This window comes from Microbacterium aurantiacum (genome assembly GCF_002872075.1).
GTDB classification, from domain to species: domain Bacteria; phylum Actinomycetota; class Actinomycetes; order Actinomycetales; family Microbacteriaceae; genus Microbacterium; species Microbacterium aurantiacum_A.
The window spans coordinates 429,739-450,810 of the sequence record NZ_PGGU01000005.1 but is presented as its reverse complement, the minus strand read 5'-3'; the positions used below and the strand labels follow the sequence as shown (position 1 = coordinate 450,810).

At 68.0% G+C, this 21,072-nt stretch carries 24 protein-coding genes and 4 tRNA genes; 21 read left to right on the top strand and 7 right to left on the bottom strand.

The window, feature by feature from the left end; genetic code table 11:
• Nucleotides 1-20 precede the first annotated feature (20 nt).
• On the top strand, nucleotides 21-590 hold the full coding sequence (locus tag CUR96_RS05200) for a type II toxin-antitoxin system PemK/MazF family toxin (protein WP_102192195.1): 570 nt from the start codon (nucleotides 21-23) through the stop codon (nucleotides 588-590).
• A gap of 13 nt (nucleotides 591-603) precedes the next feature.
• On the opposite strand, the gene CUR96_RS05195 is transcribed toward CUR96_RS05200, so the two are convergent.
• Nucleotides 604-1,764 (bottom strand): DUF1611 domain-containing protein, encoded by a 1,161-nt coding sequence (locus tag CUR96_RS05195; RefSeq protein WP_102192194.1) that lies wholly within the window; start codon nucleotides 1,762-1,764, stop codon nucleotides 604-606.
• A gap of 229 nt (nucleotides 1,765-1,993) precedes the next feature.
• Here CUR96_RS05195 and CUR96_RS05190 point away from each other — a divergent pair, with 229 nt between their 5' ends.
• The 4 genes from CUR96_RS05190 to CUR96_RS05175 all read left to right on the top strand — a co-directional run bounded on the left by CUR96_RS05190 (nucleotide 1,994) and on the right by CUR96_RS05175 (nucleotide 5,356).
• Nucleotides 1,994-3,049: an ABC transporter substrate-binding protein gene (locus CUR96_RS05190; RefSeq protein ID WP_102192193.1), complete on the top strand. Its 1,056-nt coding sequence runs from the start codon at nucleotides 1,994-1,996 to the stop codon at nucleotides 3,047-3,049.
• A gap of 83 nt (nucleotides 3,050-3,132) precedes the next feature.
• Complete coding sequence (locus CUR96_RS05185) at nucleotides 3,133-4,119, top strand: FecCD family ABC transporter permease (RefSeq protein ID WP_245861090.1); 987 nt, start codon at nucleotides 3,133-3,135, stop codon at nucleotides 4,117-4,119.
• Nucleotides 4,116-4,877, top strand: a complete 762-nt coding sequence (locus CUR96_RS05180; RefSeq protein WP_102192192.1) for an ABC transporter ATP-binding protein — start codon at nucleotides 4,116-4,118, stop codon at nucleotides 4,875-4,877. Before CUR96_RS05185 ends, CUR96_RS05180 begins: the two co-directional genes overlap by 4 nt.
• Nucleotides 4,878-4,969: 92 nt before the next feature.
• Nucleotides 4,970-5,356 (top strand): SPW repeat domain-containing protein, encoded by a 387-nt coding sequence (locus CUR96_RS05175; protein ID WP_102192191.1) that lies wholly within the window; start codon nucleotides 4,970-4,972, stop codon nucleotides 5,354-5,356.
• Nucleotides 5,357-5,425: 69 nt separating this feature from the next.
• Here the strand turns inward: CUR96_RS05175 and CUR96_RS05170 are convergent, their stop codons facing one another.
• The 3 genes from CUR96_RS05170 to CUR96_RS05160 all read right to left on the bottom strand — a co-directional run bounded on the left by CUR96_RS05170 (nucleotide 5,426) and on the right by CUR96_RS05160 (nucleotide 6,917).
• Nucleotides 5,426-6,295, bottom strand: a complete 870-nt coding sequence (locus CUR96_RS05170) for an alpha/beta fold hydrolase (RefSeq protein ID WP_102192190.1) — start codon at nucleotides 6,293-6,295, stop codon at nucleotides 5,426-5,428.
• Between the two features lie 39 nt (nucleotides 6,296-6,334).
• Nucleotides 6,335-6,649, bottom strand: a complete 315-nt coding sequence (locus CUR96_RS05165) for a GIY-YIG nuclease family protein (protein WP_245861085.1) — start codon at nucleotides 6,647-6,649, stop codon at nucleotides 6,335-6,337.
• Nucleotides 6,650-6,844: 195 nt separating this feature from the next.
• Nucleotides 6,845-6,917, bottom strand: a tRNA-Val gene (locus CUR96_RS05160).
• Between the two features lie 150 nt (nucleotides 6,918-7,067).
• Between CUR96_RS05160 and CUR96_RS05155 the strand changes: the two genes are divergently transcribed.
• The 10 genes from CUR96_RS05155 to CUR96_RS05115 all read left to right on the top strand — a co-directional run bounded on the left by CUR96_RS05155 (nucleotide 7,068) and on the right by CUR96_RS05115 (nucleotide 12,706).
• Nucleotides 7,068-7,139 (top strand) — tRNA-Gly (locus CUR96_RS05155).
• A gap of 55 nt (nucleotides 7,140-7,194) precedes the next feature.
• Nucleotides 7,195-7,265 (top strand) — tRNA-Cys (locus CUR96_RS05150).
• Between the two features lie 22 nt (nucleotides 7,266-7,287).
• Nucleotides 7,288-7,362 (top strand) — tRNA-Val (locus CUR96_RS05145).
• A 145-nt stretch (nucleotides 7,363-7,507) separates the two neighbouring features.
• Nucleotides 7,508-7,669 (top strand): hypothetical protein, encoded by a 162-nt coding sequence (locus CUR96_RS18560; RefSeq protein WP_180968940.1) that lies wholly within the window; start codon nucleotides 7,508-7,510, stop codon nucleotides 7,667-7,669.
• A 34-nt stretch (nucleotides 7,670-7,703) separates the two neighbouring features.
• Nucleotides 7,704-7,883 (top strand): hypothetical protein, encoded by a 180-nt coding sequence (locus tag CUR96_RS05140; RefSeq protein ID WP_102192188.1) that lies wholly within the window; start codon nucleotides 7,704-7,706, stop codon nucleotides 7,881-7,883.
• On the top strand, nucleotides 7,883-8,146 hold the full coding sequence (locus CUR96_RS05135) for a hypothetical protein (protein WP_102192187.1): 264 nt from the start codon (nucleotides 7,883-7,885) through the stop codon (nucleotides 8,144-8,146). The genes CUR96_RS05140 and CUR96_RS05135 overlap by 1 nt, the downstream gene beginning before the upstream one ends.
• Complete coding sequence (locus CUR96_RS05130) at nucleotides 8,118-9,197, top strand: FUSC family protein (RefSeq protein ID WP_102192186.1); 1,080 nt, start codon at nucleotides 8,118-8,120, stop codon at nucleotides 9,195-9,197. Before CUR96_RS05135 ends, CUR96_RS05130 begins: the two co-directional genes overlap by 29 nt.
• Before the next feature lie 97 nt (nucleotides 9,198-9,294).
• Nucleotides 9,295-10,062 carry a GIN domain-containing protein gene (locus CUR96_RS05125; protein WP_102192185.1) on the top strand — a complete coding sequence of 256 codons (768 nt, stop codon included), beginning with the start codon at nucleotides 9,295-9,297 and terminating at the stop codon, nucleotides 10,060-10,062.
• A 155-nt stretch (nucleotides 10,063-10,217) separates the two neighbouring features.
• Nucleotides 10,218-12,143 carry a threonine--tRNA ligase gene (gene thrS, locus CUR96_RS05120; RefSeq protein WP_219721961.1) on the top strand — a complete coding sequence of 642 codons (1,926 nt, stop codon included), beginning with the start codon at nucleotides 10,218-10,220 and terminating at the stop codon, nucleotides 12,141-12,143.
• A complete protein-coding gene (locus tag CUR96_RS05115) occupies nucleotides 12,140-12,706 on the top strand; it encodes an HIT family protein (protein WP_102192183.1) in 567 nt (188 codons plus the stop codon). Before thrS ends, CUR96_RS05115 begins: the two co-directional genes overlap by 4 nt.
• On the opposite strand, the gene pdxY is transcribed toward CUR96_RS05115, so the two are convergent.
• Both pdxY and CUR96_RS05105 read right to left on the bottom strand, forming a co-directional pair.
• Nucleotides 12,694-13,545: a pyridoxal kinase PdxY gene (pdxY, locus tag CUR96_RS05110; protein WP_102192182.1), complete on the bottom strand. Its 852-nt coding sequence runs from the start codon at nucleotides 13,543-13,545 to the stop codon at nucleotides 12,694-12,696. The genes CUR96_RS05115 and pdxY overlap by 13 nt on opposite strands.
• Before the next feature lie 35 nt (nucleotides 13,546-13,580).
• Nucleotides 13,581-14,888: an aminotransferase class I/II-fold pyridoxal phosphate-dependent enzyme gene (locus tag CUR96_RS05105; protein WP_102192181.1), complete on the bottom strand. Its 1,308-nt coding sequence runs from the start codon at nucleotides 14,886-14,888 to the stop codon at nucleotides 13,581-13,583.
• Between the two features lie 95 nt (nucleotides 14,889-14,983).
• Between CUR96_RS05105 and pdxS the strand changes: the two genes are divergently transcribed.
• Together pdxS and pdxT are read left to right on the top strand one after the other, a co-directional pair.
• On the top strand, nucleotides 14,984-15,880 hold the full coding sequence (gene pdxS / locus CUR96_RS05100) for a pyridoxal 5'-phosphate synthase lyase subunit PdxS (protein WP_102192180.1): 897 nt from the start codon (nucleotides 14,984-14,986) through the stop codon (nucleotides 15,878-15,880).
• Nucleotides 15,870-16,475, top strand: coding sequence for a pyridoxal 5'-phosphate synthase glutaminase subunit PdxT (gene pdxT, locus CUR96_RS05095; RefSeq protein ID WP_102192179.1), 606 nt, complete (start codon nucleotides 15,870-15,872; stop codon nucleotides 16,473-16,475). Before pdxS ends, pdxT begins: the two co-directional genes overlap by 11 nt.
• 14 nt (nucleotides 16,476-16,489) lie before the next feature.
• Here pdxT and CUR96_RS05090 read toward each other — a convergent pair whose 3' ends face one another.
• Entirely contained in the window at nucleotides 16,490-17,854 is a 1,365-nt protein-coding gene (locus CUR96_RS05090; RefSeq protein ID WP_102192178.1) for a pyridoxal phosphate-dependent decarboxylase family protein, read from the bottom strand.
• A gap of 119 nt (nucleotides 17,855-17,973) precedes the next feature.
• On the opposite strand from CUR96_RS05090, the gene CUR96_RS05085 reads away from it, so the two are divergent.
• From CUR96_RS05085 to ruvB, 4 genes are all read left to right on the top strand, one after another.
• On the top strand, nucleotides 17,974-18,732 hold the full coding sequence (locus tag CUR96_RS05085; protein ID WP_102192177.1) for a YebC/PmpR family DNA-binding transcriptional regulator: 759 nt from the start codon (nucleotides 17,974-17,976) through the stop codon (nucleotides 18,730-18,732).
• 67 nt (nucleotides 18,733-18,799) lie between these two features.
• Nucleotides 18,800-19,384, top strand: a complete 585-nt coding sequence (gene ruvC / locus CUR96_RS05080) for a crossover junction endodeoxyribonuclease RuvC (RefSeq protein ID WP_102192176.1) — start codon at nucleotides 18,800-18,802, stop codon at nucleotides 19,382-19,384.
• A gap of 9 nt (nucleotides 19,385-19,393) precedes the next feature.
• On the top strand, nucleotides 19,394-20,014 hold the full coding sequence (ruvA, locus tag CUR96_RS05075) for a Holliday junction branch migration protein RuvA (RefSeq protein WP_102192175.1): 621 nt from the start codon (nucleotides 19,394-19,396) through the stop codon (nucleotides 20,012-20,014).
• Complete coding sequence (gene ruvB / locus CUR96_RS05070) at nucleotides 20,007-21,035, top strand: Holliday junction branch migration DNA helicase RuvB (RefSeq protein WP_102192174.1); 1,029 nt, start codon at nucleotides 20,007-20,009, stop codon at nucleotides 21,033-21,035. Before ruvA ends, ruvB begins: the two co-directional genes overlap by 8 nt.
• The last annotated feature ends 37 nt before the right edge of the window (nucleotides 21,036-21,072 follow it).

The window sequence follows — 21,072 nt, the reverse complement described above, 5'->3', positions numbered from 1 at the left end:
GCTGCGGCTAGGGTGGCCGGGTGACTTCCTCGAAGAGCATCCTGGCCACCCTCGCCGAGATCCTGCTCAAGGCCCTGCGGTCGGACCGGCCGTCTCAGACCCCCGTGCGTCCGAGACGGCCGGACGCGCGTCTGCGGCCTCCTGGCGAGGAGGAGGCGGATCACGGGCGCGACGCTGGCATCGCGACGACGCGGGTGGACCCGGATGTCGTCCGCGATCTTCGGATCGGCTATTCGCCCGACCAGGACGGCGCGCCGGACGCCGGTGAGATCGTCTGGACCTGGGTGCCCTACGAGGAGAACGACGGCCGTGGCAAGGATCGTCCGGTGCTGATCATCGGCCGCGCCTCGGCCGACCGGGTGTACGCCGTCCGTATGACGAGCCGGTCGCATGACGGCGACCGCGACTACCTGCCGATCGGTTCCGGCTCCTGGGACTCGCAGGGCCGGGAATCGTGGATCGACATCGAGCAGCTGTACCTCGTCCACGAAGACGGCCTGCGCCGTGAGGCCGCCGTGCTCGACCAGCGCCGCTACGGGCGTGTGGCCACCGCGCTCAGCGATCGTTACGGGTGGCGCGCGGAGCAGTAGCGGCGCCGCGCTCTCAGCTGCGTGTGGCCAGCGGCCTGTTCGCGAGCTGCGGGAACGCCAGCAGGACCATCTCGACGAGGTCGTCCAGTGGCCGGGTCAGCGGGTCGGTGGCGGGAAGGCCCAGTTCGAGCTCGATGTCGTCGATGGCTCCGCCGATCTCGTCGGTGGTCATGCCCTCGTGGTTGACGGTGATGCCGATGACCTTCGTGTCGGCGAATGCCTCGATCAGGGCGACCTCGCTGGCGACGGTGGGCATCTTCACCATCGGGAAGTCGCCGAGCATGCGGCGCTTCGGCGCGTGCTGGACGATGACGCCGGCAGGCTGGCTTCCGCGCAGGATATGGGCAGAGGTGATGTAGGCGGGATGACTGAGCGCGCCCTGGCCCTCGACGATGATGATGTCGGGGTCTTCACCCTCGAATGCGGCGACGACCTGGTTCTCGACTTCGCCCGAGCAGTACTGCGGGACGAGGGCATCGAGGGCGACGCCGTACTTGCCGCCCTGGATGATGGTCGTCTGACCTGTCCCGACCATCACGGCATGGATGCCGCGTGCGCTCAGCGCCTGCACCAGCAGGGTGGATGTGGTGCGCTTGCCGATCGCGCCGTCGGTGCCGAGCACCGCGATGCGCGGGCACGTGACGTCGAAGATCCGGCCGGAGAACAGGTGAAGCTCGCTCATGCTGCGCGGCCGGCGGACGTCGGTGATCGTGACGCCGGCCAGCAGCGCCGCCGCGGCGAACTCGGCGTCGTCGTTCAGGAACTCATGCAGCCCGTTGATGATGTGCATTCCTCGGGCGATCCCGTCGAGAAGGACGACACGCTGCGCGGCCGAGAGGAGGCCGTCGGCCGGCGCGACGCCGCAGATCAGGTAGTCGGGTACGCGGTCGGCGTGCACCACGGACTGCGCGAGATTCGCGAGGACCGGGATGCCGTTGGGGGTGCCGTCGAGGAACATGCCCGCGTCGGCGCCCGCGTGGGTGCTGTCGATCACGCTGAGGATGTCGTACTTCTCGGAGTGGCGGACGAGGCCGTTCGCGGTCTTGCCGTCCTGCTCGCCGAACTGGCCTTCGCAGTACACGACCGCGGTGGAACCGACGGGGAGGACGGCTTCGGCGGCGTGAAGGCCGGCGATCAGGAGGTCGCTGGAACGGTCGGGGGTTTGGACGGTCATCGGGTTCCTCAACGGTCGCACAGAGGAGGCGACAAGAAACGGAGGGCCGTTGAAAGCTGTCGGTCGACGAGAAGTCTTCCCTGATGATCGGCAAAATGCCGATGACTGCACCGTAGCAGTCGCATATCCGCGGGGGCTGTGAAGACCGGCCCCGATTTGAGACGGGAAGTAGATAAGGCTAACCTAAGTCGACCAGATTTCGCCCCGAGAATCCGAGGAAGTCCGCCTGATGCGTACGATCCAGACGCGCCTGGCGCTTCTTTCCCTTGCCACTGTCTCCGCTCTCGCCCTGAGCGGGTGCGGAGCATCCGAGGTCATCGAGGTGGCGGCGCCTGACGCCGAGAGCGCCGGTGGTACGGCGTACCCGCTGACCGTCGACAACTGCGGTCGAGAGGTCATCATCGAGAGCGCTCCGCAGCGCGTCGCGTCGCTCGATCAGAACTCCACCGAGATCCTGCTGTCCCTCGGTCTCGAGGACCGGATCGTCGGCACGGCCTCTTGGACGGACCCGGTGCTGCCGAGCCTGGCTGCCGTGAACGAGCAGGTGCCCCGCCTGGCTGACAACGCTCCCACGTATGAGGTTCTGCTGGGTGCCGATCCCGACTTCGTGACAGCATCGTTCGGCCGTCACTACAAGGACGAGGGCGGGGTCGTCTCCCGGGATCGCCTCGCCGAGACCGGGATCGCCTCGTACCTGTCGCCGACCGATTGCGAGGGCGGGGTGAGCATCAACGGCGGCGGGTCCCGCACGGAGCAACTGAGCGTCGACGCTCTCTACCAGGAGATCCGCGATCTGGCGACGATCTTCGACGTGCAGGACCGTGGTGAAGAGCTCGTCGCCGACCTCGAGGAGCGCACCGAGACCGCGCTGGAGGGGGTCGACCTCGACGGCGCCACCGTGGCGTTCTGGTTCGCCGACACGAAGACGCCCTACATGGCCGGCGGGTTCGGATCCGCCTCGATGCTCGCCTCGATGACGGGGATGGAGAACGCCTTCGCCGACGAGGACGACGACTGGGTCGCCTCGGGCTGGGAGTCCGTCGTCGACCGTTCACCGCAGATCCTCGTCCTGGGGGATCTGCAGCGCGACCGCTTCCCGGGCGATCGCCTTGACGACAAGATCGACTTCCTGAAGAGCGACGCCCTCACGAGCACCATGAGGGCGGTGCAGGACGAGTGCTTCATCGCTCTGCACGGCGCCGAGATGAACCCCTCGATCCGATACGTCGACGGCCTGGAGAAGATCCAGCAGTGGGTGCAGAGCGCGGGCGACTGCGTCCGGTGAACCGCCGCTTCCCGACGCCCATGACCGACAGCCGGGCCGAACCGACACGCCGATCCGGCGGCATCGTCACGCTGTTGATCGTGATGTCCGGCATCGCGATCTTCGTGGTGTCCCTCGGCGTCGCCGTCACGCTCGGGTCGGCTGACGTGTCGCTCGTGAACGTCCGCGACATCGTCTCGAATCATCTCGGCCTCACTGACATCCCGGTGCGCGCCTCCGAGGACGCGATCGTCTGGCAGGAGCGCCTCCCACGGGCCTTGGTCGCCGCGGCATGCGGGATCGGGCTCGGTGTCTGCGGCGTGATCCTCCAGTCGCTCCTGCGCAACCCGCTCGCGGACCCGTTCATCCTCGGCGTCTCGTCCGGAGCGTCGACCGGCGCCGTCGTCGTGGGCGTGCTCGGTCTGGGCGGGAGTGCGCTCGGCCTCCCCGGCGGCGCGTTCGTGGGCGCACTGGTCGCATTCGGCTTCGTGCTCCTGCTCGGCCGGTTCTCGAGCGGAGGAGACACCGCCATCGTGCTCGCGGGCGTCGCCGGCACGCAGCTCTTCTCGGCCCTCACCTCTCTGGTCATCTTCGCCGTGGCGGATTCCGACGAGACGAGGGGCATCATGTTCTGGCTGCTCGGTTCGCTGGAGGGGATGCGGTGGGATGACGTTCTCCTGACCGCATCCGTGTCCCTCATCGGGGCCGTCGTGGCGCTCGGGTACACCCGCTCGCTGGATGCCTTCGCGTTCGGCGAGGATGTCGCGGCCTCGCTGGGGATCCACGTCACTCGCACCCGCGTCGTCCTGCTCGTGCTGACCGCGCTGCTGACGGCCGCCCTGGTCAGCGTCGCCGGCGCCATCGGCTTCGTCGGCCTCGTGCTGCCCCATGCGGCGCGGTTGCTCTTCGGGCAGCGTCACTCCCGGATCATCCCGGCGACGGCGGTGCTCGGCGCGATCTTCATGGTCTGGGTGGATGCCGGCTCGCGCGTCGTCTTCGCACCATCGCCGCTCCCGGTCGGCGTCGGAACGGCGATCGTCGGGGTGCCGATCTTCGTGCTGCTTCTCGTGCGGAAGCGGGCGCGCTCATGACCCTGCACGCGACGGATGTCTCGTGGAAGCGCGGCGATGCGCTGGTCGTCGACGGCGTCACCCTGCACCCCGTGCAGGGGCAGACCGTCGGACTGCTCGGACCCAACGGCTCGGGGAAGTCCTCGCTGCTGCGGCTGCTCCACGGGTTCGCCCGCCCCGACCGGGGACTCATCACGCTCGACGGCCACGACCTCAAGACGGTCCGTCGCCGGGACATCGCGACGAAAGTCGCTGCCGTGACCCAGCACGCGGACACCGATGCCGACATCACCGTCTACGACGTGGTCCGGCTCGGACGCACGCCCTACCGCGGCGCGTTCGGTGCCGGTTCCCCGCGCGACGACGAGGTGATCCGGCAGGCCCTGCATCAGGTCGGCCTGCAGGGCCGGGAGGAACGTCTGTGGCACTCCTTGTCCGGGGGAGAGCGGCAACGGGCGCACATCGCCAGGGCGCTCGCCCAGGAGCCGCACGAGCTCCTGCTCGATGAGCCGACGAACCACCTCGACATCCGCCACCAGCTCGAACTGCTCAGGCTGGTGACGAGCCTTCCCGTGACGACGGTGATCGCCATGCACGATCTGAACCTGGCGGCGATGTTCTGCGATGCGCTGCTCGTGCTCGACGGAGGCAGGATCGTGGCGGCCGGAGCGCCCGCCGACGTCCTCACCGTCGAACTGATCCACGACGTCTACGGAGTGGACGCGAGGGTCGCCGTCGACCCGACGTCGGGCATCCCGCACATCGCTTTCATCGCCTGAGCTTGCGTCGACCCGGGTGATCCAATCCGATTCGCTCTGTGCGACGAACCTTCTGTGAGCCGCTTTCCGCGGCCGCATCCGAAGGAGGAGTCATGCGTTTCATCCCGACCAAGGTCCACGGCATTCTCGATTACATCGTCGGCGTCGCCCTCATCGCGGCTCCCTGGGTGTTCGGCTTCGCGTCCGTCGGCGGAGCGGCCGTCGTCATCCCGATCGTCCTGGGCGTCGGACTCATCGTCTACAGCCTGTTCACTAAGTACGAGTGGGGACCGTTCGGCTTCATCCCGATGCCGGTGCACCTCGTCTTCGACGTCGCCGCGAGCCTGTTCCTCGCGCTGTCTCCGTGGCTGTTCGGCTTCTCCACCGAGGCGCCGAACGTCTGGCTGCCGCACGTCGTCGTCGGCGCGGCCGTCATCGTCGTCGTACTGTTCTCACAGCCTCAGCCGGCGGGTTCACGCGTTCGGGTCGCGACGGCCTGACGATCGACCTCCCCGGGACCCCTGGGTCCCGGGGAGTTCCATCTGTCGGCGGTCGGGACGCGGGCTCTCCTACGCGGAGATGAAGTCCATGAGAGCTCGAGCGAGTTCGACGGGTGCTTCCTCGGCGATGTGATGTCCGCTGTCGATGCTGAAGCCGGAGACGCGGTCTGCCCAGCCCCGCCAGATCTTCAGCGGATCACCATGCAACTGCTCGAGGTCATCGCGCGCCGACCAGAGGATCAGCGTGGGCATGTGCAGCCTGCGGCCCGCCGCACGATCCGCTTCCTCGTGCGCGAGGTCGATCGTGAGCCCTGCTCGATAGTCCTCGAGCATCGCGCGGACCACGGCGGGATCCTCGATCGCGCGCGTGAGCTCGGCGTGATTCTCTTCCCCCATCGTCCGGGGGTCAGCCTTCGGGAGATACCAGGCGGCAGGATCTGCATTGATCACTCGTTCGGGGATGTCCGGTTGGGCGAAGAAGAACCAATGCCACCACGCGGTCGCGAACCGAGCGTCCGTGCGGTGGACGTGTTCACTGAGCGGCAGACAGTCCATGAGGATGAGCCGCTCCGCGGCCTCAGGGTGATCGAGCGCGAGACGGAGAGCGACATAGCTTCCGCGATCATGGCCTGCGACGTGAAGCCGGACGTATCCGAGGTGGCGTGCGACGGCGAGCATGTCGGAAGCGACGGCACGCTTGGAATGGGCCGAATGATCGGGCGACGGAAGCGGTCCGGTCGAGCGACCGTACCCGCGGAGATCGGGACAGATCACGGCGTATCCCTTGTCTCTCAGCATCGGCGCCACCCGATGCCAGGTCGCCGAGGTGCGCGGATGACCGTGCAGCAGCATGATCGGGGGCCCGTTCCCGGCGCAATGGCGGACGACGATCCGTGCGTCTCCGGTATCGACCTCGCTCGTCTCGAACCCCTCGAACATGTCTCGACTATGTCAGCCGGGGGAGTACGTGGGAATGGATCATGACCGGAGTGTCTCGCTGAACCAGCGCGCGTAGAGCGACCAGGGGTCGCCGCTCGCGCGAAGTGTGGCGATGTGTGCGCGCAGCTCCTCGGTGAGCGTGAACCACTCGCCTCCCTCTCGAATGCCGGCGAACTCCCGATGTCGCTGCTGTTCGACACGGCGTCCGCCGCGTTCGAAGGCGAGCAGCTCCTCGTGCCGGATGCTCGCCAGGCGCTGACGCGGACGCCGGCTCGTTCCGATCTTCACCCTGCGGTCGTACCGGATGTAGTACACGACCTCGATGACCGGGAGGGGGAGGTCGTAGTCGGGCACGTCGCCGTATCGCCAGCCGCATGTCGCACACACCCAGACGTCGCCGATGCGTGCCCCGGTCTGGTTGGAACAAACGAAGCAGGGTCCGGGAAGTCGGCCATCGGTCACCACCAGGCAGATGGTACGCCGGGGTGGTGACACCTCGCGCAGCAATGGAAAGAACCCCCGATTTCGATGATCTCGGGGGTTCTGCGGTGGGCGATACCGGACTCGAACCGATGACCTCTTCCGTGTGAAGGAAGCGCGCTACCAACTGCGCCAATCGCCCAGACCTGCGGGGTACGAGAACCGATATTACCCGACTCGAAGTCGTGCCGCTGACCACTCTGGGAGACACGCGCGAGATCCGCGTTCGGTTTGGCCTTGTGGCGATCTTCGGCTAATGTTTCATGAGTGCCCGGGTCGACCGGGAACAAATGCGGATGTAGCGCAGTGGTAGCGCATCACCTTGCCAAGGTGAGGGTCGCGAGTTCGAATCTCGTCATCCGCTCGAGTGCAGTGAGTTTCTCTTGGAAGCTCGAAGCACGTGGGGTCAATCCACACACGGTGGCGTGGCCGAGCGGCTAGGCACCGGCCTGCAAAGCCGTTTACACGGGTTCGAATCCCGTCGCCACCTCACAAATGAATAGCCCGAACGGGCGCGATTGGCGCAGCGGTAGCGCGCTTCCCTGACACGGAAGAGGTCACTGGTTCGATCCCAGTATCGCGCACCACCTCGAAACCCCCGGCTCCGGTCGGGGGTTTTTCGTTGCGCCCTCGGGCCGCGGGTTCGCGTATCTCGGCCCCGATGTCAAGGGGCCCGCGCTTTCTCGTCTCCTGGTGGAGAGTGCTCCCAGAGCATCGTGAGAGAGGACGAACATGTCGGACCCGCACGCGACCCCAGAGGATCAGCGCCCCATCATCCCGCGGGACACCGTTCCGCGGCAGGAGAGCGACGACCCGATCCACGAGGATCCGTCCGAGCCCGCCGCTGATGGCCGTGATGAGGACGAATCCATCGATGTCGAGGACCTGCCGTGAGCCCTCGACGCTCTGACGACCTGAGGAGGAGATCATGATCTTCAACTACATACTTTTCCTGGTGCTGTTCATCGGAGGCATGGTGCTTCTGGGCATCGCTCACGAGCTGCCGACCATGCAGGCGCCGGTCTTCGTCGCCGGGATCCTGGCGATCAGCCTGGCGATGGCGTCCGCGATGCACGCGCCGTCCACGTCGACCCGCCGGAATCCGTGATGAACAAGGACGGGAACAGGATGTCGCATCCGCCGACGACGTCGGATGCGGCGCAGCCGTTGCTGCCCGAGGAAGAGGACGTCGTCGAGGGCGAGTCGCCGACCGAAGCCGTGCCCGCCGGCGGTGCCGGGGCGGACTCGGGTGCTGCCGACGTCGTGCGCGTCGACCCGGACGACGAAGCGTCGATCCCAGACATTTCGACGCACAACAAGGAACCCGGCGTCGGAACACGCGATGCGCGCCATCACGGCCGGGACGCCTGAGGCGGTCCGAGGCGAGCGGTTGATCCTCGCGGCGAAGGCTGCGATCGCTGCATCCATCGCCTGGTTGCTTGCACCGTACGTGCCATTCGCCGCCAGCGAGTACTCCTACTACGCGCCGCTCGGTGTGCTCATCAGCATGCACCCGACGGTGGTCGGCTCTGCCCGCGCCGGCGCGCAATCCCTCGCCGGTCTCGGAATCGGCATCCTGTTGGGACTGGGGGCACTGTCACTGGTCCGCGTGGGAGTGCCGGCGGTCGTGGGGATCGCGGCGGTCATCGCCATCGGCATCGTCCTCGGGGGAATCCGCCGGCTGGGAGCAGGGCGCGATTGGGTCGCGATCGCGGGCCTGTTCGTGCTCCTTCTCGGCGGCCGGGATGCGGATGAATTCTCGCTGTCGTATCTGATGACGACGGCGTTCGGCGTGGTCATCGGCATTCTGATGAACCTCATCGTCATCCCGCCACTGTTCCTCGGCAGAGCGTCAGATCAACTCACTGCCCTGAGGAACGCCGTATCCGACGTGCTGCGCGACGTCGCCGGGGCGCTCGAGAACGGCGAGATCGACGGCGAGGCATTCCGCGACTCTGCAGATCGGTTGGCCTCGCTGCTGGCGCAGACGAAGGACGAGGTACGCGTCGCCGAGGAGAGCAGTAGGGCGAACCCGAGAAGCCGCGGGCGAAGCGCCGACAGACAGCTGAACGCGCGCCGGCTTCTCGCGCTGGAACGCACGACGCGAGCGACGATCGACCTTGCCGACATGCTCGTTCGTGCGCGGGATGAAGGCCCGGCAGCGGACCGCGCGATCGCGCACTCCCTTGCCGAGGCGGCGCGAGCGAGCGCAGACGTGGTCGCCGCCCCCGCCGGAGACGAGGCGGTCGGTGAACGGCTCGCCGCCGCCGGAGATGCGCTCGACCGCTCCGTTCAGGAGCTAGATCGGCTCGCGGCTCCAGCCGGTGCTCCCGCCTATTCGCGTGCCTACGCCTACGCGGCGGCGGTCAGCGTGCGGCGGATCGTGGATGCCTCGCACGAGTTCGTGTACTCCTCAGAATGACGCCCACCCGGCCGCGGGGGAGCTCATACCCGGGTACGGGTGCACATCACCACCGCGGTAGCTGTCGTGGGCCCTGCCTCGAAAATAGGCTGAAGCCATGCGACCACGACTTCTCGCCCTGTCCGCAGTCTTCCTCCTCGCCGGTGCGGCGCTGAGCGGTTGCGCCTCGCTCGACGCGGGACCGAAGACCACCCAGCAGCGCACGATCACGGACGTCGACTCCGTTGAGCTCGAAACGGGCGGCAGCCTGCGAGTCACGCTCGGCGAAGCTCCCTCTCTGACGATCACGGCGGGGGAGAAAGTCATCGATCTTCTGACTGCGGATGTCGACGCCGGGGTTCTCCGGCTCGCGACCGAGCGCGAGCCGCTCTCGTACGCCGGCGAGATCCGCTACGACCTCACGGTGACGTCGCTCACCTCGCTGACGGTACTCGGCTCCGGTGATGCGGAGGCCGACTTCACGGGAGCCGTCGATCCCACCATCGTCGTGAAGGGATCGGGGAGCATCGATGCGTCGGGGATCGACGCCCAGACCCTTGATCTCACCGTCGACGGATCCGGCTCGATCACGGTCGCCGATGCCGTCACCGCTGATCTGACCATGCGTCTGGACGGTTCCGGCGGCGTCAGCATCGACGGGAGCGCGTCGGACCAGGACATCGAGCTGCGTGGTTCCGGTGACTACGACGCTCCCGACCTCGAGAGCGCCGATGCCAAGATCGTCCTTCAAGGTTCGGCCATGGCCGACATGCAGGTCTCCGGCACTCTGGATGCCGTGATCGACGGCAGCGGCGAGATCGCGTACAGCGGCGACCCACATGTCACGAAGAAGATCTCGGGTTCGGGGGATCTGATTCAGCGCTGACCTCTCCCGCATGCCTCGGAAGCGCATGCGCGACGGTCTGGACGGCGTGGTCATGCGAGTAACCTGGGTAGCGACCCAGATGGAGAGTTTCTGTGCCTGAAAACGCCCGGCCGAATGACGGCTTCGCCCTGTTCACTGACCGAAACGTCGTCGCGATGCGCGTCAACGGCGATCTCAAGGATCTCGCCACGACCGTGACCGACACCGACGAGGTCGAGCCGGTCACGATCGACAGCCCCGACGGCCTGAACATCCTCCGCCACTCAGCGGCGCATGTGCTCGCGCAGGCGGTGCAGCGGATCCACCCGCAGGCGAACCTCGGCATCGGCCCGCCGATCACCGACGGCTTCTACTACGACTTCGGCGTCGAGCAGCCGTTCACGCCCGAAGACCTCAAGGCCATCACCAAGGAGATGCAGCGCATCGTCCGTGAGGGCCAGCGCTTCGTCCGTCGTGTCGTCACCGACGACGAGGCGCGTGCCGAACTCGCCGACGAGCCGTTCAAGCTCGAGCTGATCGGGCTCAAGGGCGGCAAGGAAGCGGCGGAGGGTGCATCCGTCGAGGTCGGCGCGGGCGAACTCACCATCTACGACAACACGACGCGCGACGGCGAGGTGGTCTGGAAGGACCTCTGCCGCGGTCCGCACCTGCCCAGCACCCGCATGATCGGCAACGGCTGGGACCTCACCCGCATCGCCGCCGCCTACTGGCGCGGCAGCGAGAAGAACCCGCAGCTGCAGCGCATCTACGGCACCGCGTGGCCGTCGAAGGACGAACTGCGCGAGTACCAGCACCGCCTGGAGGAAGCCGCGAAGCGCGACCACCGACGCCTGGGCAAAGAGCTCGACCTGTTCTCCTTCCCGGAGGAGATCGGCTCGGGCCTCAGCGTCTGGCACCCGCGCGGCGGCATGATCCGCGGCGAGATGGAGCAGCACGCCCGCAAGCGCCACATCGAGGGCGGCTACACCTACGTGTACACGCCGCACATCTCGAAGGAAGACCTCTTCCTCACCTCGAACCACCTCATCACCTACAAGGAGGGCATGTTCCCCCCGATCGTCATGGACGAGGAGCGCGACGAGAACGGCGAGATCACCAAGCAGGGCCAGGACTACTACCTGAAGCCCATGAACTGCCCGATGCACATCCTGATCTACAAGGAGCGTGCGCGCAGCTACCGCGACCTGCCCCTGCGCTTCGCGGAGAACGGCACTGTCTACCGCAACGAGCTCTCCGGCGCCCTGCACGGCCTCACCCGCGTGCGCGGCTTCACTCAGGACGACTCGCACCTCTTCGTCACCCCGGATCAGCTGGAGGGCGAGGTCGCCAAGGTCCTCGAGTTCATCCTGTCGATGCTCCGCGACTTCGGCCTGACCGACTTCGAGCTGGAGCTCTCGATGAAGGACGACGAGAAGTCGAAGTGGATCGGCTCGGACGAGTTCTGGGAGTCGTCGACGGATGCTCTGCGACGCGTCGCCGTGGCATCCGGTCTGAAACTCACCGAGGTCCCCGGCGAGGCCGCCTTCTACGGCCCCAAGATCGATCTCAAGACGCGCGACGCCATCGGCCGCGTGTGGCAGCTCTCGACGGTTCAGGTCGATCCGAACCTGCCGGAGCGCTTCGACCTCGAGTTCATGGACAAGGACGGTCACAAGAAGCGTCCGATCATGATCCACCGTGCGCTGTTCGGATCGATCGAGCGTTTCTTCGCCATCCTGCTCGAGCACTATGCCGGCGACTTCCCGGTGTGGCTCTCACCCCTGCAGGTGGTCGGCATCCCGATCGCCGACGACTACGCCGACTACCTCGGTGACGTCATCACCACCCTGCGATCCCACGGCGTTCGCGCGGAGCTCGACGTCTCCGACGACCGGATGCAGAAGAAGATCCGCACGCACACCACGGGCAAGGTCCCGCTGCTGCTGATCGCGGGGGAGCAGGACCGGAATGCCGGCACCGTCTCGTTCCGCTACCGCGACGGCACCCAGGAGAACGGCGTGCCGATCGCGGATGCCGTGAACCGCATCCGTGCCGCCATCGATGCGCACACGCTCGTGCAGACAGCAGGAGATCTGGCGTGACCGACGCACCGGAGCAGCAGTCGCTGGAGGATTCCGCACACCTCGCGGGTGTGCCGGATGAGTTCCAGCGGCTGTGGACCCCGCACCGGATGGCGTACATCCAGGCGGGTCCGGAGCCGCTGCGCGAGGAGTGCCCGTTCTGCGAGGCGCCGAAGCACGACGACATCGACCGTCTCATCGTCGCCCGCGGCCAGACGGCCTACGTGCTGCTGAACCTGTTCCCGTACAACTCGGGTCATCTGCTCGTCTGCCCGTACCGGCATGTCGCGACGTACGACCAGGCGACGCCGGAAGAGGTCGCCGAGATCGGCGCGCTGACGCAGACCGCGATGCGGGTGCTCGCCCAGGTGTCGCGCTGCGACGGATTCAACCTCGGCATGAACCAGGGTGCGGTCGCCGGAGCCGGTGTCGACGCGCACCTGCACCAGCACGTGGTGCCGCGATGGACGTCGGACGCGAACTTCTTCCCGATCATCGCGAAGACCAAGGCACTGCCCCAGCTGCTCGGCGACGTGCGGCACGCGGTGGCCGCGGCCTGGCCGAAGCAACGTCAGCGCACCTGACGGGCGGTGAACTGGAGGCGCGGGTTCGCGTAGAACTCCTGCGCCTCGACGAGCTGCAGCTCCCGCTCGCCCGACTCGAGCGTCGCCTTCAGCAGGTCGTAGACGCTGGATGCCGTGCGCTCGAGCGCCGTCTGCGCGCTGCCGGTCTGCACGTAGTGCGCCGTGAACAGCGCTGCTGTGACGTCGCCTGACCCGTTCGCCTTCATCGGCAGATGCGGCGTCTGCACGATCCACGCGCCGTGATCGTCGACGGCGAGCATCTCGATCGTGCCCTCTTCGCGATCGGGGCGCTCGACGCTCGTGACGAGGACCGTGCGCGGCCCCATCGCCCGCGCGAGGTCGGCGGAGGCGAGGGTGGATTCGAGCGTGTCCGGGTCGGTCTCGGTGAGGAAGCCGAGCTCGAACTGGTTCGGCGTGATGATGTCGGCGACGGGAACGACCCGCTCCCGCAGCAGCACAGGGATGGCCGGGGCGACGAAGCATCCGGACTTCGCATTGCCCATCACCGGATCGCACGCGTACACGGCATCCGGGTTCGCGGCCTTGACGCGCGCGACGGCGTCGATGATCACGTCGCCGATGCCCTCGCCGCCCTGGTACCCGGAGAGCACGGCATCGATCTGTCCGAAGACCCCGCGCTCCTCGATGCCGGTGATGACCTCGCGGACGTCGTCCGGTGCGATCAGCGGGCCGCGCCAGGCGCCGTAGCCGGTGTGGTTCGAGAAGTTCACCGTGTATACGGGCAGTACTTCCACGCCGATGCGCTGCAGCGGGAACACAGCGGCCGAATTGCCGACGTGGCCGTAGGCGACGGCCGACTGGATGGAGAGGATCTTCATCCCTCGATCCTGCCACCAGATGGCGTCTGCTCCGGTCAGCGGATCGCCGCCGCCAGGTCGGCCACGAGCGTCTCCGCGTCGTCGTCGGACAGGTCATGCACGGTCAGCCGGATGTGGCGTGACGGTTCTGCGCGGTCGTCGAGGGCGAAGTCGTCGCCGGTGCGCACCAGCCAGCCGCGGCGCATGAGGCGCTCCGACACGAGCCTCGCCGGCTGCGGAAGCTCGACCCAGAGGCTCAGGCCGTCCATGGAAGGGACGCGGAGGCCGAGCGCACGCAACCGTTCGGCGAAGGCCTCGTTGCGTTCGGCGTAGTGGCGGCCGGCGGTGGCGATGCGCGCGGTGACGTCGGCATCCGTGACCTGTGCCAGGGTGAGCCGCTGCAGCAGGTGACTCACCCAGGTCGTGCCCGGGCTCAGTCGCATCGCCAGCCGCTCGGCCGTCTCGGGGTCTGTCCCGGCGACCGCGAGGCACATGTCGGGGCCGAGGAATTTCGACACCGACCGCACGAGTGCGTACCGGCGATGACCTGGGCCGATCAGGGACTCGTAGGGGCGCTGGGACAGCATCGAGAAGTGGTCGTCCTCGATGATGAGCACGTAGGGGTGATCCGCGAGCACTGCCCGCAGGTCGGCGGCGCGCTGTGCGGACAGGCTGGCGCCCGTCGGGTTCTGGGCTCGCGGGGTGCAGATCACCGCACGGATGCCGGCATCCAGCGCGTTCCGCAGTCCGTCGACGGTCATCCCCTCGTCATCCACGGGGACCGCGACCGCGCGGTAGCCGCCGAGGCGCACGGTGTGGATGCTCGCGAGGAAGCAGGGATCCTCGAGCGCCACGGCGTCGTCGCGCATCAGCGCCTGGGCGAGAAGGCGTTCGACCGCATCCACCGCACCACTGGTGATGGTGATCCGGAAGTCGGCCTCGCCGAGGTCGGACGCCACCCAGTTCCGTGCCCAGGTCTCGAGCGCACTGTCGATGACGGGCTCGCCGTAGAGCACGGGGCGTCCGGCGACCGTTGCCAGGGCGGGGGAGGGATCGGGGATGAGCCGGGCATCCGGGTTGCCGGTGCCGACATCGCGCAGCACGGTGTCGGCGGCGTAGCCCTCCTGGGCGACGGTATCGACGCCGGCGATCACCGTGCCGGCGCGCCCGCGGGAGATCACGAGCCCCGCCTGGGCCAGCTGCCGGTATGCGGCGACGGCGGTGTTGCGGTTCACTCCGAGTGTCGCCGCGAGCTCGCGGACCGGCGGCAGCGGACTGCCCGGACGCAGCGCACCGCGTTCCCTCAGTCCGCGCACGCTGGCGGCGATGTCGGCCGCGGTCGAGCCCGTGATCTCGTGGTCCATGTCACCCCTCGTCATCCCGAGTCTAGATTGTCCGAAGCGGTGCTATCTTTTGACATAGATCAAACCACTTCATTGGTTCACCCGAGAGGACCGCAATGACTGACACTGCTCCGACCACCGGATCCGCACGCGTGAAGCGCGGCCTCGCCGAGATGCTCAAGGGCGGCGTCATCATGGACGTCGTCACCGCCGATCAGGCCAAGATCGCCGAGGATGCCGGCGCCGTCGCCGTCATGGCTCTCGAGCGTGTGCCCGCCGACATCCGTGCCCAGGGCGGCGTCTCCCGCATGAGCGACCCCGACATGATCGACAGCATCATCGATGCCGTCTCGATCCCGGTGATGGCCAAGGCCCGCATCGGCCACTTCGTCGAGGCGCAGGTGCTGCAGGAGCTCGGCGTCGACTACATCGACGAGTCCGAGGTGCTGTCGCCCGCCGACTACGTCAACCACATCGACAAGTTCGGCTTCACCGTGCCGTTCGTCTGCGGCGCCACCAACCTCGGCGAGGCCCTGCGCCGCATCAACGAGGGCGCGGCGATGATCCGCTCCAAGGGCGAGGCCGGCACCGGCGACGTCTCCGAGGCCACCAAGCACATCCGCAAGATCAAGAGCGAGATCAACGTGCTCCGCTCGATGACCAAGGACGAGCTGTTCGTCGCAGCGAAGGAGCTGCAGGCGCCGTACGACCTCGTCGCCGAGATCGCCGAGACCGGACAGCTTCCCGTCGTGCTCTTCGTCGCGGGCGGCGTCGCCACCCCGGCGGACGCGGCGATGATGATGCAGCTGGGAGCCGACGGCGTGTTCGTCGGCTCGGGCATCTTCAAGTCGGGCAACCCGGCCGAGCGTGCGAAGGCGATCGTCAAGGCGACCACGTTCTTCGACGACGCCAAGATCGTCGCCGAGGTCTCCCGCGGACTCGGCGAGGCGATGGTCGGCATCAACGTGACCGACCTTCCGGCACCGCACCGCCTGTCCGAGCGTGGCTGGTAACCCGAAAGCCCCTCTGGTCGGAGTTCTGGCGCTGCAGGGCGACGTGCGCGAGCACGCCGCCCTGCTCACCGGACTCGGCGCCGAGGTGCGCCTCGTCCGCCGGCCCGAGGAGCTAGCGGCCGTCGACGGGCTGGTCATCCCCGGCGGGGAGTCGAGCGTCATCGACAAGCTCTCCCGGATGTTCGGAATGCAGGAGCCGATCCGAGCCGCGATCGCTGCGGGGATGCCGATGCTGGGCACCTGCGCCGGGCTCATCATGCTCGCGGACCGGCTCGTGGACGCGATCGACGGTCAGGAATCCTTCGGGGGGCTCGACGTCACCGTGCGCCGGAACGCGTTCGGGCGACAGGTCGAGTCGTTCGAGGCGGATCTCGATGTGCCGGCGATCGGTGCCGCTCCGGTGAAGGTCGCCTTCATCCGCGGTCCCGTCGTCGAGGCGGTGGGCCCCGGAGCCGAGGTGCTCGCTGCGCTGCCGGACGGACGTGTCGTCGCCGTGGAGCAAGGAAACCTGCTCGGACTCAGCTTCCATCCCGAGATCACTGGGGAGTCGCGTTTCCACGAGCGCTTCCTGGATCGGGTCGCATCCCGCAGCTGATCCGTCTGGTCGTCTCAGCCTTCGACGAGTTTCCGGAATGCCGCGATCGTGCGGTCGATGTCGTCGTCCGTCGTCGCCCAGGACGACATGGAGCAGCGGAGCGTCGCCCGCCCGCGCCACTCGGCGCCGGTCACCGCCGCCGTCCCCTCGGCGAGGATGGCGTCCCCCAGAGCCCGGGTGGCGGCATCGGAGGCCAGGCAGAACATCACCTGGGTGTAGTCGACGTCGTTGATGATCTCGATGCCGTCGACGGACGCGAGACCCGCAGCCATCCGGACGGCGTTCGAGTGCAGTCGGTCGATGAGCCGGGCGACTCCGACGCGTCCGAGGGAGCGCAATGCCGCCCAGGCCGGCACTCCTCGTGCGCGACGTGACAGCTCCGGTGTGACGTCCCAGGGGTCGAGACCCGAGTAGATGAGGTAATCGCCGCCGGTGCGGAAGGCCGCGATCGAATCGGCCGGGTCGCGGACGATCGCCATGCCGCAGTCGTAGGGGACGTTGAGTGTCTTGTGGGCATCCGTGGCCCAGGAATCCGCCTCCTCCATCCCGCGTGTCAGGCGGCGAAGCGAGTCGGACGCCGCAGCCCACAGTCCGAAGGCGCCGTCCACGTGCACCCAGGCTCCGTGGCGCCGCGCGAGCGGTATGAGGGCGCGGAAGTCGTCGAATGCGCCGGTGTGCACTTCTCCGGCCTGGAGGCAGACGATCAGAGGGCCATCGACTCCTGCGAGCGCTGCCTCCAGCGCATCCGCCCGCATTCTTCCCTGCTCATCGGAGTCGACGATCGTGGTCTCGGAGCGTCCGATCCCGAGGAATCGGGCGGCGCGATCGATCGAGCCGTGCCGATCCGCCCCGACGACGAACGTCACCGGGGGCGCGTTTCGCAGCCCGCGTTCGGCGAGATCCCATCCCGCACGCCTCAGCACGGCATTGCGGGCGGTGGCGAGGCAGGTGAAGTTCGCGAGCTGCCCGCCGGTGACGAAGCCGACGCTCGCTGATGCGGGGAGCCCGAGCAGGTCGAGCATCCACTGCCCGGCGACCCGCTCCATCGCGACCGTCGTCGGGGTCAGCGTCGACGAACCGGAGTTCTGGTCCCAGGCGGACACGAGCCAGTCCGCGGCGAGGGCGGCCGGCTGGGTGGCGCCGATCACGAACCCGAAGAACCGCCCGCCGGGGATGGCCACGAGTCCCGGGTCCGCTCCGCGTGCCATCTCGTCGATGACGGATGCAGGATCGGCGCCCTCGTCGGCGAGATCACCGCCGAACGTCGCCATCATGTCGTCCAGGCTCGCGCGCGGCCACACCGGCCGGTCATCCAGAGTCCGAAGGAACTCCGCTGCATGCCGGTGAGCGGCGTCGAGAGCACGCTCCCGATCGTCCATGCGCGAAGTCTTCCACTCCGCCCCTCGCCGGACAAGGACTTCCGGTGCGAGAGGCGGCCGTTCTATAGAATGGTCGACGCCCTGCGTTACAGGCGGGGCGGGACGACGAGCGGAGAACTATGTCCGGGCATTCCAAGTGGGCGACGACCAAGCACAAGAAGGCGATCATCGACTCGCGCCGTGCGAAGTCGTGGGCGAAGCTCATCAAGAACATCGAGGTCGCGGCGAAGCTCGGCGGAGCCGACCTTCAGGGCAACCCGACGCTGTTCGACGCCATCCTCAAGGCGAAGAAGACCTCCGTCCCGAAGGACAACATCGACCGCGCGGTCAAGCGCGGCGCCGGCATCGGCGGCGAGTCCGTCGAGTACCTGTCGATCATGTACGAAGGCTACGGACCCAACGGCGTCGCCCTCATGATCGAGTGTCTGACCGACAACAAGAACCGTGCAGCAGCCGAGGTGCGCACCGCACTCAGCCGCAACGGCGGCAACCTCGCCGACCCGGGCAGCGTGGCGTACAACTTCACGCGCAAGGGCGTCATCGTGGTCGGCTCGGAGAACACCACCGAGGATGACCTGATGATGGCGGTCCTCGAGGCGGGCGCCGAAGAGGTCGAGCCGCACGGCGACGGCTTCGCGGTCATCACCGAGGCGTCCGACCTGGTCGCCGTCCGCACCGCGCTGCAGGAAGCGGGCATCGAGTACGAGTCGGCCGACGTCGAGTTCGTGCCGAACCTCAAGGTCGAGGTCGACGCCGACACCGCGCGCAAGATCTTCCGGCTGATCGACGCGCTCGAAGACAGCGACGACGTGCAGAACGTGTTCAGCAACTTCGATCTGACCGCCGAGGTGCAGGCCGAGCTCGAGAACGACGAGTAGCCTTCGACGGGTTCAGGGACCCAGCGTGGCTGCGCTCGATCTCCTTCACCGCGCATAGCCTGGGGGAGTGACCTCCTCCTCGCTGCGCGTGCTCGGCATCGACCCCGGCCTCACCCGGTGCGGTGTCGGCGTCGTCGACGTCGACCGGACACGGCGGGGCACGCTGGTGCATGTCGGCGTGATCCGATCATCACCGGACGCGCCGATCGGTGAGCGTCTCGCGATCATCGCAGCGGGGATCCGCGAGGTCATCGCGGCGCATGAGCCGGATGCGGTGGCCGTGGAACGTGTCTTCGCCCAGCAGAACACCCACACGGTGATGGGCACAGCCCAGGCGAGCGGAGTGGCGCTCCTCCTGGCCGCCGAGGCGGGGCTTCCCGCGGCGACGCACACGCCCAGCGAGGTCAAGGCTGCTGTGACCGGCTACGGTTCCGCCGACAAGCGCCAGGTGCAGGCGATGATCGCCCGCATCCTGCGCCTCGACGCCCCGCCGCAGCCGCCTGACGCCGCGGACGCCCTCGCGATCGCCCTGTGCCATGCGTGGCGGCGGGGGAGCAGCGCGGGTTCGGAGCAGGGCGTGCTCACTCCCGCCCAGCGCGCCTGGGCCGACGCGGAGCGTGTCGCTCGAACATATCTACGATCCACGCCATAGGCTGAAGCAATGATCTCCTCGCTGCACGGTGTCGTCCTGCACACGACACCCGATCAGGTCGTCCTCGATGTCGGCGGCGTCGGATTCGCCGTGGCGGTGCCCGGCGATGTCGCGCACACCGCGAACATCGGGGAGCGCCTGCTCCTGCACACGAGCCTCATCGTCCGCGAGGACGCCCTGTCGCTCTTCGGGTTCGCCGATCGGAGCGAACTGGAGGTCTTCGGACTGCTCATCGGCGTCACCGGCGTCGGGCCGAAGTCCGCGCTCGGTGTGCTCTCGCATCTGACGGTCGATCAGATCGCCGAGGCGGTCACCGCCGAAGACGACGCGCCATTCCGCCGCGTCTCCGGCATCGGGCCGAAGACGGCCAAGCTCATCGTCCTGCAGCTCGCGGGCAAGGTGCGGTCGATCGGCACCGCCTCGAAGCCGGTCGCGGTGGGTCCGGCCGACGTCGCCACCCAGGTGGCGGCAGCGCTCGTCGGACTCGGCTGGTCGGAGAAGGTCGCGACGGAAGCGGCGACGCAGACGGTCGCGGATGCGACGGAGGCTGAACGCGGCTCCGTCGCCGCGCTGCTCCGGCGCACGCTCGCCCTGCTCGGGCCTGCACAGGGGGGTCAGAAGCGTGGCTGACGCCCGCGAAGCAGCGGAGCCGGTCGACGAGGTCGAACTGGCGATCGAAGGCGCCCTGCGTCCGACCAGTCTCGGCGAGTTCGTCGGCCAGCAGAAGGTGCGCGGTCAGCTGGAACTGCTGCTCGAGGCGGCGCGCATGCAGAGCCGCACCGCCGATCACATCCTGCTCGCCGGGCCTCCAGGTCTCGGCAAGACCACGCTCGCGATGATCATCGCGCACGAGAGCCAGCGTCCGCTGCGACTCTCCAGCGGACCGGCGATCCAGCACGCCGGAGACCTCGCGGCGCTGCTGTCGAGCCTCGTCCCCGGCGAGGTGCTCTTCATCGACGAGATCCACCGGATGGCGCGTTCCGCCGAGGAGATGCTCTATCTCGCGATGGAGGACTTCCGCATCGACATCATGGTCGGCAAGGGCGCGGGTGCGACCAGCATCCCGCTCGAACTGTCGCCGTTCACCCTGGTCGGCGCGACCACCCGATCCGGTCTGCTGCCGAACCCGCTGCGTGACCGCTTCGGGTTCACCGGCCATCTCGAGTTCTACGACGAGCCGGAGCTCGAACGGGTGATCGCCCGTTCGTCGGCGGTGCTCGGCGTGGAACTGCCCTCGGATTCGCTGTCAGAGATCGCCCGCCGCTCGCGCGGCACGCCCCGTATCGCCAATCGGCTGCTGCGCCGGGTGCGCGACTACGCCCTCGTGCACGGCAAGGGCGCGGAGGCCTCGCTCGGCGACGTACGGGCCGCTCTCGAGCTCTACGACGTCGACTCGATCGGCCTCGACCGCCTCGACCGGGCGGTTCTGGAAGCTCTGGTGCGCCGCTTCCGCGGTGGACCGGTGGGACTCAGCACGCTCGCGGTCGCGGTCGGCGAGGAGGGCGAGACGGTCGAGAGCGTCGTCGAGCCGTATCTCGTCCGGATCGGATTCCTCGGACGCACGCCGCGGGGACGGATCGCCATGCCGGAGGCGTACGCGCACCTCGGCGTGCCCCATCCGGACGGGGCGCTGCGCCTCGATGACCTATAATCGCTGAAGACTTCCCCCCGATACCCCTTGTGCGCCC

Bases quoted from the DNA above. Each gene is read 5' to 3' on its own strand.
- CUR96_RS05085 (WP_102192177.1), top strand. From the start codon at position 17,974: ATGTCCGGGCATTCCAAGTGGGCGACGACCAAGCACAAGAAGGCGATC.
- thrS (WP_219721961.1), top strand. From the start codon at position 10,218: ATGCGCGTCAACGGCGATCTCAAGGATCTCGCCACGACCGTGACCGAC.
- CUR96_RS05190 (WP_102192193.1), top strand. From the start codon at position 1,994: ATGCGTACGATCCAGACGCGCCTGGCGCTTCTTTCCCTTGCCACTGTC.
- CUR96_RS05185 (WP_245861090.1), top strand. From the start codon at position 3,133: ATGTCCGGCATCGCGATCTTCGTGGTGTCCCTCGGCGTCGCCGTCACG.
- pdxS (WP_102192180.1), top strand. From the start codon at position 14,984: ATGACTGACACTGCTCCGACCACCGGATCCGCACGCGTGAAGCGCGGC.
- CUR96_RS05195 (WP_102192194.1), bottom strand. From the start codon at position 1,764: ATGACCGTCCAAACCCCCGACCGTTCCAGCGACCTCCTGATCGCCGGC.
- ruvA (WP_102192175.1), top strand. From the start codon at position 19,394: ATGATCTCCTCGCTGCACGGTGTCGTCCTGCACACGACACCCGATCAG.
- CUR96_RS05180 (WP_102192192.1), top strand. From the start codon at position 4,116: ATGACCCTGCACGCGACGGATGTCTCGTGGAAGCGCGGCGATGCGCTG.
- CUR96_RS05090 (WP_102192178.1), bottom strand. From the start codon at position 17,854: ATGGACGATCGGGAGCGTGCTCTCGACGCCGCTCACCGGCATGCAGCG.
- CUR96_RS05125 (WP_102192185.1), top strand. From the start codon at position 9,295: ATGCGACCACGACTTCTCGCCCTGTCCGCAGTCTTCCTCCTCGCCGGT.
- CUR96_RS05175 (WP_102192191.1), top strand. From the start codon at position 4,970: ATGCGTTTCATCCCGACCAAGGTCCACGGCATTCTCGATTACATCGTC.
- CUR96_RS18560 (WP_180968940.1), top strand. From the start codon at position 7,508: ATGTCGGACCCGCACGCGACCCCAGAGGATCAGCGCCCCATCATCCCG.
- CUR96_RS05105 (WP_102192181.1), bottom strand. From the start codon at position 14,888: ATGGACCACGAGATCACGGGCTCGACCGCGGCCGACATCGCCGCCAGC.
- pdxY (WP_102192182.1), bottom strand. From the start codon at position 13,545: ATGAAGATCCTCTCCATCCAGTCGGCCGTCGCCTACGGCCACGTCGGC.
- CUR96_RS05140 (WP_102192188.1), top strand. From the start codon at position 7,704: ATGATCTTCAACTACATACTTTTCCTGGTGCTGTTCATCGGAGGCATG.
- CUR96_RS05170 (WP_102192190.1), bottom strand. From the start codon at position 6,295: ATGTTCGAGGGGTTCGAGACGAGCGAGGTCGATACCGGAGACGCACGG.
- CUR96_RS05130 (WP_102192186.1), top strand. From the start codon at position 8,118: ATGCGCGCCATCACGGCCGGGACGCCTGAGGCGGTCCGAGGCGAGCGG.
- CUR96_RS05135 (WP_102192187.1), top strand. From the start codon at position 7,883: ATGAACAAGGACGGGAACAGGATGTCGCATCCGCCGACGACGTCGGAT.